This window comes from Draconibacterium sp., assembly GCF_041583095.1.
Lineage (GTDB): Bacteria > Bacteroidota > Bacteroidia > Bacteroidales > Prolixibacteraceae > Draconibacterium.
The window spans coordinates 1-9,977 of the sequence record NZ_JBFHGM010000194.1 but is presented as its reverse complement, the minus strand read 5'-3'; the positions used below and the strand labels follow the sequence as shown (position 1 = coordinate 9,977).

Below are 9,977 nucleotides of genomic sequence, written 5' to 3'. Positions count from 1 at the left end.
GTAGAAAGTAAAACCATTACCGAGTTTATAACCGCCAACGGAAAAATTCAGCCGGAAACTGAGGTGAAAATCAGCCCTGATGTGGCCGGTGAGATCGTTGAACTGCATGTTGAAGATGGCGATGCGGTTGAGCAGGGAAAATTACTTTGTGTGATAAAACCCGAAATGTATGTTTCGGCAGTAAACCGGTCGGAAGCGGCCGTAAACTCATCGAAAGCAAGACAGGCGCAAGCCGAGGCACAACTAATTGAAAGCGAACTTTCGTATAAACGCTCCAAACAATTGTATGAAAAAGGTACGATTCCGGTTTCGGAATTCGAATCGGCAGAAGCAGCATACAAAGTTGCCCAGGCTGAAGCCCGTGCCGCGCAATATTCAGTATTGAGTGCGCAGGCATCGCTTGATGAAGCCGAAGAGCAGCTGATAAAAACAAAAATATATGCACCTATTACAGGAACGATTTCTGCATTGAATGTGGAAAAGGGCGAACGTGTAGTGGGAACCAGCATGATGGTAGGAACTGAAATGATGACCGTTGCCGACCTCAACAAAATGGAAGTGCAGGTTGAAGTAAACGAAAACGATATTGTTAAGGTAATGAAAGGCGACACTGCGCTGGTTGAAGTTGACGCTTACCTGAACCGCAAATTCAAAGGTATTGTTACCGAAATTGCCAACTCGGCAAGCGTTACCGGAACCAGTTCCGACCAGGTAACCAACTTCGATGTAAAAGTACTTCTGCTAAAAGATTCGTACGAAGATTTGATCGATCCGGAGAATGGAAATCGCTATCCTTTCCGCCCCGGAATGTCGGCTACGGTTGATATTCTTACCGAAACCCGCGAAAATGTTATTTCGGTACCTATCTCGGCAGTTACAACACGCATTAAAAAAGAAAACGGCGGCACCAAAGAAGTTGATACGGATTCCGAAAACTCTTCGGATGACGAAAACACTACACAGCGCGATGAAAAACAGGAAGTTGTTTTTGTGTATGCCGATGGCCGCGTATTAAAAACTGAGGTAGAAACCGGAATTCAGGATAACAACAGCATTGAAATTCTGAAAGGAATCAAGGAGGGCGACGAAGTAGTTACCGCACCTTACACCATTATTAACCGGACGTTAAAAGACAGTATGCAGGTTAAAAAGGTTAGTGAGGAGGAGTTGTTTACAGCTGAAGATTAAGATAACTATAGACAAATAAAAACAGGGTTGCGATTTGATTCGCAACCCTGTTTTTGTTTATGATTCTATCTCTTATTCTCCGGGAAAATAATCGCGTGAATCAATAACAGTAAGGTTATTGGTGTGCGCCCGGGTCATATCCAGCACGGCTTGCTCCGAAACCTTTTCGCCTTTGTAAGTGTAGGTTTTATCCAGCGCCACACGTTTTAGCAAAAGGTTTTTATAATCCACTTCAAAGGTGTAAAGCACATCGGTAAAATAATCCGTATTGTTTTGCCCGATTGCCAGCGCCCTGCCCTGACGATTATTTTTTGGCGCCACTGCTTCGCCTTCAATTTTCAGTATCGAATAATCTTCCTTATTAACGGTAATTTTTCCTTTAAACGTACCGGCATAATAATCGCCTGTAGTTGCCAGCGAAGGTACTTTCGGGCTAAAGGAAATCACCCAAAATTCTTTTCCTTCTATTACGGGTTGACTTTCCAGTGCCAGCTGATAATCGTTTAACAAAGCAGGGCTTAAAACACCCGATTCCGAACGCACCCAGTCGAATCCCAACAAATCATCAAGGTATAATTGTGCGCTTGAAAAGCTGTAATCTGCGTCGCTCTGCTCTTTTGCAACCGAATAGTTCCGAGCCTTAAAAGCATCAGCTTTCGAAGCATTTGTGTAACCTGTTTCGTCGTAAAGCAATACCGTTGCAATTTGCGGCGATTTCACCTGCCCGTTAACCGCCTTTTCTTTTGAATAAGCAAAGTGCATATTAAACGGCCCCGAGCCATAATTGTATTTAATATTATCTGAAGCCAGGCGCAAAATGCGAATCAAAACTTTATTTTGAGCAGCAACCCCCACCTCTTCAACGTCATACGATTGCGACTGCAATTTTATCACTGCAAATTCTTTTGAAAAAAGATCTTTTACCGGAAATTGTTTGTTGGTAAAACCCACTGCCGAAAAGTAAATGGCTTTATCCACCATATCTTCAGGAATCTTCAACTCAAAATTTCCTTCGCTGTCGCTGGCGGTACCAAAAAACGTACCTTCCAAACCAATATTTGTATATGAAACCGGACGATTTGTATTGGCATCAACCACTTTCCCTTTAATGGTGTGTGCCACCTTCGATCCGCTTTGCCCCAACGCCGTAAGGGCTACAAAAACTGTAAAAATGAGTATAATTGTTTTCTTCATGACCATCAATTTAAAAAAATAAAAGTAAGAAATAAATACCATTCCTCCCTAGTTAAACGTTGTTATAACCTGAATTCGGCATTAAAATTGTTTCACAGAAAGTCATAATTGCGTCAGATTTGCATTTAAATTTATGCAATAATAACGGGTTATTTCAAAGAATATTAAATACAAAGATGGCGTATGAAGGACTTTGGGCTTTGCTCTTTTTGTCATAAATTTCCCCCGATTTTCTTGTATTATCCCGATAGTACTTCGAAAACCGGTGAAAATTTCTAACTAAATATAGCTAAAGCTGTGAATTATTTTAATATCGAACTCAGGTTTATACCCAATTATTATTGTGTATCTTTGTTTTGAACATAAAAAGATCGTTATGAGTAGAAAATATATCATTCTTGTTATTAGTGTCGTTTTGATCGGACTGTCGTCGTGCGTATCGAAAAAGAAATACCTTGAAATGGAAGCCGGCAGATTAAAAGCCGAAGAACTTTCGCGAAAACTCGATGCCGAGAACAATGCCAAAACCGAACGTATTAAAGCTTTGATTGCCGATTTTGAGGCCATGAAAAACGAGTTAATGGAAAGCAATGCCATGAAGGAGCAGGATATTGCCGAGCTGAAAAAAGAAGTGGCCGGGCTGAATGAAGAACTCAGCAGCAAACAGGAATCGTTACAGGAAACAAGTTTTAATCTTGATTTTGAAAAACAACGTTTAACCAACGCGCTGGAAAGTAAAGAAGCGTCGATAAAATCGTTACAAAACGAAGTAAACACGCTGGAAAGCGAAGTTTCTGAGAAGAACTCGGCCATCGATCAAAAGAACTTTGAAATTAACCGGTTAAACCAGGAAGCAAAAGTTCTGGAAGGAAAAATTAAAGCTGGCGATGATAAGCTAAATACGCTGCAGGGACAACTTGAAAATGTTCGTTCGGAAACACAGCAATTGCAAAATCAGCTTAAAGAAAAGGATGAACAGATTACCAAACTTACCAACCAGGTTAAGTTGCTGAAAAGCGAGATTGGCAGTTAATTCTTTTTGTTTAACAGCGCCGGAACGTCAAAAAAAAAATCTGAAAAACAATTAACAAAACGAGCACTTGCTTGTTTAAAGAGGTTAGAATAATGAGCCGTTTTAATTAACTGTGTTTATTATTTGATTGCAAAAATTAATGAAAGTTTACCCTTTCATTGGGAAGGCCTGGTCATCACCGGGCTTTCTTTTTTACTTCAACTTTGCGTAAAGGGAGAAAAAAAGGTACCTGCAACGCAAATACCTTTTTAAGTGTCTGAATCTAACATGCTTCTATGAAAAATTGCATTTTGCTATTCCTCGTCATTATCAACCTTGGCGGTTGGTGCGTCACCCTGCTCGAACCACATTCGGTTACCAACACTATAATACCTGTCAGCTAATTTAGGATTAGCCTCCAGCTCGGCAGTTGAATAGGGTAAATAAGGCACAATTACGTCGTCGCCTTTTTCCCAGTTAGCAGGTGTGTATACAAATTTCGATTCGGTAAGCTGCAAAGCTTCTACCATCCGAACAAATTCATTCATATTTCGTCCAACTTCTACCGGGTAGAAATTCACCGAGCGTACAATATTTTTATCATCGATAATAAATACGCCCCGAACATCACGGTCAGTGCTCTCCTCATCGTGTAACATTCCGTACAAACGCGACACCTTTGCGTCAGGATCTTCAATAATCGGGAAATCGATATTAACCGTCCCGCGTTGTTTATAGTCCAACTCCTCAAGATGAGCTTTCCACATCTTATGTAACACAATATCATCTGTGGAAACTACGGCCAGCTCAACACCCAATTTTTTGAATTCTTTTTGCAGGTGTGCCAATTCCAGTAACTCAGACGAGCATACCGGAGTGAAGTCGGCCGGGTGGCTTAGCAGGATTTTCCAACTACTTCCGAAATCATTTGGAAAAGTAATTTTTCCGTTGGTTGTGTTTGCACTAAATTTTGGAGCTTTTGATCCTATTAAGGGGATTTTGTAGTCGCTTGCGCTTACTACTCCCACGGCCAGAATCACAGCCAAAAAGGTAAACATTAATTGTTTCATAACTTTGAATATTAAATGATTGCGACACTAAAATACAATCATCATATCCGCCATTTTATGTTGAAGAACATATTTTTAATGTGACCTAAAACATTGCGTTTGATGCTTCGCCAACACCAAACCCATCAATTAACGAGATTGCAAGCAATATCTTGTTTTTGATTACATTTTAAAGATATTTGTATCTTTTTATATTCAATATGAAAGTTGAGGAACGTGCAAATTAAATACTTATTTGTATTCTATTAACAAATCATTGATTATTTGTCGAATTTTTGGTTCAATTATTCGAGTTCGTAATCCAGCTTAAATAATTTGGAATACTGCACAATCGACTCCCTCACCTGGTATTCCGTGGCTGTGTACGGAAGTACATTTTGCCCGTTAAACCACATCATAAAAGTATCGGCATAAGCCTCATTCAAACCGGTAAGTTTCATCACCATTTCTTTATTGTAGTTTCTCGAGTGCATTTCCCAGTTTTTCATTATCGCCATATCCTCGCGTACCTGGCGTTTGCGTTTTTCGCGTTTACCGTAATATTGTGCAAACGATAACGGACTTACCAGCGCTGCAATGATCGGAGGTTTTTCATTAAATGCATCGCCTCTCAAAGTTGGGTCAAGGTCTGTTGGATTTCCGTGATCGAAATAATCCAGCTGACGGGCTTCACCTTCAACGGTAACTTCGCCTACATTATAAAGTACAGGATCCATATAAAAGGTTAGCATTTCGTAACCGGTGTAATAGGATGGCACTTTCAGGATAAAAGTTTTGTAACCCACAGAAGTAACTTCGAGCGAATCGATATTAAGCATCTCCAGCGTAAAAATCCCCTCACCGTTGGTAATTGTTCCGCTGTGTGTACGGTGATTAATTATGTTGGCATAAGGTACTGCTGAACTATCGGAAGAACTCAGGATTTTTGCTTTCAGTTCAATCAACATCGGATCAACCGGATAATTCTCATCCTGAGCCCAACCAGAAAAACTCATCAAAACGATTAATAGCAGCAGTAAATATTTATACATAAGTGCGTAATTCTATTCCGTTTGCAAATCTATGCAAAAGAATTTAACCATTTTGAAGATAACACTATTTAACTGGTTTTTAACAGATGTTAAGGGGATATGGGGAAATAGTCATAGCATGACTTTCGAATCAGGGTATCACTAATACAGGTGATATGCGGAAATAGTCATAGCATGACTTGGAGTCATACTATGACTATATTGAATTATTTCATTGAAGCAATGCGCTCTTCCAATACTTTAATATTGGCTTCAGCATCGGCTTGTTTTGCTTTTTCTTTGGCAACAACCGCTTCGGGTGCATTATTTACAAAGCGTTCGTTGCTTAGCTTTTTCATTACCGAATTCAGAAATCCTTTGGCGTATTTCAACTCCTCTTCCAGTTTTTCCAATTCTTCTTCCACATCAATAAATCCATCAAGTGGAATATAGAAGCTGGTTGATTTTACACGGAACGAAGCTGCTCCTTTAACTTCTTCGTCAACAACAGTGAGTTCAGTAAGATTACCCAGTTTTATAAGAATACTGTTGAATTTGGCATCAAAACCTTTATCGCCTTTTTGCACTGCAAAGTCGATGGCATCTTTAAAAGCAATATTTTTGTCTTTACGGATTTTACGAATTCCCGAAACTGCTTCTTTTACATCCTCGAAAGCAGCAAGAAAAGATGCATCGTAGCTGGTGTTGGCCGGTAACTGGCTAATCATGATACTTTCGCCTTCTTTACGCTCTACCAGCAATTGCCAGATTTCTTCGGTAATAAAAGGCATAAACGGATGCATCAGACGCAACATCTGGTCGAACAGTTCGAGAATTTCTGAATATGTCTTGCCATCAATCGGTTGCTGATAAGCTGGTTTTACCATTTCGAGTAACCAACCCGAGAACTCGTCGCGAACAGTAGTATAAACGGTCATTAAGGCTTCCGAAATTCGGAAAGCATCAAACTGCGTATTCAACGTTTCTACCACCTGAGCCAGTTTATTTCTAAACCACTCGATGGCCAGTTTCGAATGTTCCGGTTGTTCAATTTCATTTGAAACCTCCCAGTTTTTCACCAGTCGGAAGGCATTCCATATTTTTGTTGAGAAACCGGCCCCCTGTTGTGGCAGTCCTTCGTCGAACAGCAAGTCGCCACCGGCAGGAGAACAAAGTAACATTCCCACACGAACACCGTCGGCACCGTACTTGGCGATCAAATCCAGCGGATCGGGTGAGTTACCCAGCGATTTCGACATTTTACGGCGTTGTGCATCGCGCACCATTCCGGTAAAATATACGTTTTTGAACGGGAAATCATCGCGGTATTCGTAGCCGGCAATAATCATTCGGGCTACCCAGAAGAAAATAATATCGGGCGCTGTAACCAAATCAGAACTTGGGTAATAATAGTTTACCTCCTCGTTCTCCGGTTCACGAATTCCATCGAAAACCGCAATCGGCCACAACCAGCTTGAGAACCAGGTATCCAAAGCATCTTCATCTTGTTTTAAATCGACAGCACTCAATTCTGCATTACCCGATTTTTCTTTTGCCAGCTCCAACGCTTCTTCTGCTGATTCGGCACAAACATAATTTCCGTCGGGCAAGTAGTACACCGGAATCTGGTGTCCCCACCACAACTGGCGGCTAATACACCAGTCTTTGATGTTGCCCATCCAGTGTTTGTAGGTATTTTTAAATTTCGGCGGATGGAAGCTGATCGTATCGTTCATCACGTTCTCCAAAGCCGGTTTTACCAGTTCTTCCATTTTCAGGAACCACTGTGCCGACAATTTTGGTTCGATTATCACATCAGTGCGCTCCGAAAAACCAACCTTATTTGTATAGTCCTCTATTTTAGCCAGGTTTCCTGCTTTCTCCAGTTCAGGAACAATTTTATCGCGAACAACAAAACGGTCTTCGCCAACAAACAGCTCAGCTTTTTCGTTAAGTGTTCCGTTGTCGTTAAAAATGTCGATTGATGGCAGATTATATCTCAGGCCGATTTCGTAGTCATTAATGTCGTGGGCCGGTGTAATTTTCAAACATCCGGTACCAAATTCCATGTCAACATATTCATCCTCGATGATCGGTATTGAACGGTTGATCAGCGGTACCAAAACACGTTTCCCCTTCAGGTGCGCAAAACGTTCGTCGTTTGGATTTACACAAACGGCAGTATCGCCCAAAATCGTTTCAGGGCGTGTGGTTGCAATGGTTACAAACTCGTCCTCACCTTCAATTTTGTAATTCAGGTAGTAAAGTTTACCCTGCATTTCTTTGTAGATCACTTCCTCATCAGAAAGTGCAGTTTTTGCTGCCGGATCCCAGTTTACCATACGTACGCCGCGGTAAATCATTCCTTTGTTAAACAGGTCGACAAAAACTTTGATTACTGATTCGCTGCGGGCTTCATCCATGGTAAAAGCCGTACGATCCCAGTCGCACGAGGCACCCAGTTTTTTCAGCTGCTCGAGGATAATACCACCGTGTTTATCGGTCCATTCCCAGGCATGTTTCAAGAATTCGTCGCGCGAAAGATCGTACTTGTCAATTCCTTCAGCGTTTAGTTTGTTTACCACTTTGGCTTCAGTAGCAATCGATGCATGGTCGGTACCCGGCACCCAGCAGGCGTTTTTACCGGTCATTCGCGCGCGGCGGACCAGAATATCCTGAATGGTATTGTTAAGCATGTGCCCCATGTGCAACACGCCGGTTACGTTTGGCGGCGGAATTACAATCGTGTAAGGTTCGCGCTCGTCGGGAGTGGAGTGGAAAAAGTTGTTATCCATCCAGTATTTGTACCATTTATCTTCAACCTCGGCCGGGTTGTACTTGCTCGGAATTTCCATCTGACTCATCTTGAAATATCTAGCTAAAATTTGAGGTGCAAAAGTACAATTAAAAGTTTAGAGTTCAATGTTCAACAGGAAGAGTTTAGGTTCTGAAGGTTGAGACTTAAAGAAAGTAGTCTGTTTGCATATTTTAGTTAACACTTATAGCGTCCTGTAACACTTTCACCCTCCCTGCGGGATTAAAACCCGTCCTGTAAGGTTTTTACCCTTCCTGTCGCACAGGAACAGCAAATTTCCCTACAGGACGACCAAAATCCTAACAGGATTAAAAAAAAGTGGTACAGGATAACTAAAAATGCTACAGGACGAGAAAAAAAGTAACAGGAAAGCATAAAAGTGCTACAGGACACCCAAAAAGCTAACAGGACTGCGATAAAACCTGCAGGAAACAAAAAACCACGAACAGAGTAGTATCTACTACACCGTCCGTGGCTGAATTATATATGTTATCGGTTTTTCTTATTGTCGTGCAACCTCGCCATGGTAGCCCAGGTCGAGGCCTTTCTTTTCGTCCATGCGTCCTACTTTTACAGGCACAAAGCGGTTTATTGTTTTTAACATGCCCCAGGTAAATACAAAACCCCAGGCCGACGCAAAAATTATTGCCGTAATCTGTTTCAGTAAAAAGCCAAACCCGCCTCCAAAAAACAATCCGTTGGCACCATTGGCGTTAACAGCTGTGGTTCCGAATAAGCCCAGAAGAATGGTTCCAAGTACACCTCCAATTCCGTGCACGCCCCAAACATCAAGGGCATCGTCCCAGCGTTGACGCTCAACAAATTTAACTGCCTGGTAGCACACCATTCCGGCGCACAGGCCAATAAACATAGCTGTTCCGAGCGTTACGTAACCTGCAGCAGGAGTAATTGTTGCCAGTCCGGCCACAGCACCGGTCATTAACCCAATAAAAGTAGGTCGTTTCTTTCCGGTGGTCCATTCAATTCCCAGCCAGGTAATAGCTGCCACCGATGCCGCCACGTCGGTATTTAAAAATGCCTGTGCGGTAACAGCATCCACATCCAGTTCACTTCCGGCGTTAAAACCGTACCAACCGAACCACAATAAACTGGTTCCGATAGCAACCAGCGGAATATTGTTGGGGCCGCTGTTTTTTTCGGCACGGGATCCTACAAAAAACACTGATGCCAATGCCGCAAAACCGGCGGTTGCGTGCACCGTAATTCCTCCGGCAAAATCAAGAACTCCCCATTCGGCAAGGATTCCACCTCCCCAAACCATGTGAACAAAGGGATAGTATACAAAGATTTGCCAAAGAACCAGAAAGATGACGTAAGCCTTAAAAGTTACTCTGTTAATAAAAGCTCCGGTAATTAAGGCAGGAGTGATAATGGCAAACATCATTTGGTAGGCCACAAAAATATATTCCGGGAAATTACGGTCGGCCGACAAGGGCGTACTTGCCGTAACCCCGTTCAGGAAAGCTTTATCGAAATTTCCAATGATGCCGAAAAAATCGTTTCCGCCGGCCAGGGTTCCACTAAAGCACATCGAGTAGCCAAAGCTAATCCACAGAATAGTTGTTATACCTAACGACACAAAACTCTGCATCATAATACTCAGGATATTTTTTTTACAGCCCAAACCGCCGTAAAAGAAAGCCAGCCCGGGAGTCATTAACATCACC

The 9,977-nt window shown here is 42.0% G+C and carries 7 protein-coding genes; 2 read left to right on the top strand and 5 right to left on the bottom strand.

From position 1 onward, the window contains the following. On the top strand, positions 1-1,188 hold a 1,188-nt coding region (locus ABZB17_RS16160; RefSeq protein WP_372651557.1), incomplete at its 5' end, for an efflux RND transporter periplasmic adaptor subunit. Positions 1,189-1,260: 72 nt separating this feature from the next. Here the strand turns inward: ABZB17_RS16160 and ABZB17_RS16155 are convergent. Then, positions 1,261-2,382 (bottom strand): carboxypeptidase-like regulatory domain-containing protein, encoded by a 1,122-nt coding sequence (locus tag ABZB17_RS16155; RefSeq protein ID WP_372651555.1) that lies wholly within the window; start codon positions 2,380-2,382, stop codon positions 1,261-1,263. Between the two features lie 376 nt (positions 2,383-2,758). On the opposite strand from ABZB17_RS16155, the gene ABZB17_RS16150 reads away from it, so the two are divergent. Next, the gene (locus tag ABZB17_RS16150; protein WP_372651553.1) at positions 2,759-3,415 is read left to right on the top strand and encodes a hypothetical protein; all 657 of its coding nucleotides are present in this window, start codon (positions 2,759-2,761) and stop codon (positions 3,413-3,415) included. 293 nt (positions 3,416-3,708) lie between these two features. Here ABZB17_RS16150 and ABZB17_RS16145 read toward each other — a convergent pair whose 3' ends face one another. The 4 genes from ABZB17_RS16145 to ABZB17_RS16130 all read right to left on the bottom strand — a co-directional run. After that, on the bottom strand, positions 3,709-4,464 hold the full coding sequence (locus ABZB17_RS16145) for a peroxiredoxin (RefSeq protein ID WP_052671175.1): 756 nt from the start codon (positions 4,462-4,464) through the stop codon (positions 3,709-3,711). Positions 4,465-4,748: 284 nt separating this feature from the next. Next, entirely contained in the window at positions 4,749-5,495 is a 747-nt protein-coding gene (locus ABZB17_RS16140) for a hypothetical protein (protein WP_372651551.1), read from the bottom strand. 206 nt (positions 5,496-5,701) lie between these two features. Continuing rightward, positions 5,702-8,338 carry a valine--tRNA ligase gene (locus ABZB17_RS16135; RefSeq protein ID WP_372651549.1) on the bottom strand — a complete coding sequence of 879 codons (2,637 nt, stop codon included), beginning with the start codon at positions 8,336-8,338 and terminating at the stop codon, positions 5,702-5,704. A gap of 453 nt (positions 8,339-8,791) precedes the next feature. Continuing rightward, positions 8,792-9,977, bottom strand: a 1,186-nt coding sequence (locus ABZB17_RS16130; RefSeq protein WP_372651547.1) for an ammonium transporter, incomplete at its 5' end; no start/stop codon positions are given.

Excerpts from the sequence above, each read along its gene's own strand:
- ABZB17_RS16155 (WP_372651555.1), bottom strand. The coding sequence starts at position 2,382 with ATGAAGAAAACAATTATACTCATTTTTACAGTTTTTGTAGCCCTTACG.
- ABZB17_RS16150 (WP_372651553.1), top strand. The coding sequence starts at position 2,759 with ATGAGTAGAAAATATATCATTCTTGTTATTAGTGTCGTTTTGATCGGA.
- ABZB17_RS16145 (WP_052671175.1), bottom strand. The coding sequence starts at position 4,464 with ATGAAACAATTAATGTTTACCTTTTTGGCTGTGATTCTGGCCGTGGGA.
- ABZB17_RS16140 (WP_372651551.1), bottom strand. The coding sequence starts at position 5,495 with ATGTATAAATATTTACTGCTGCTATTAATCGTTTTGATGAGTTTTTCT.
- ABZB17_RS16135 (WP_372651549.1), bottom strand. The coding sequence starts at position 8,338 with ATGAGTCAGATGGAAATTCCGAGCAAGTACAACCCGGCCGAGGTTGAA.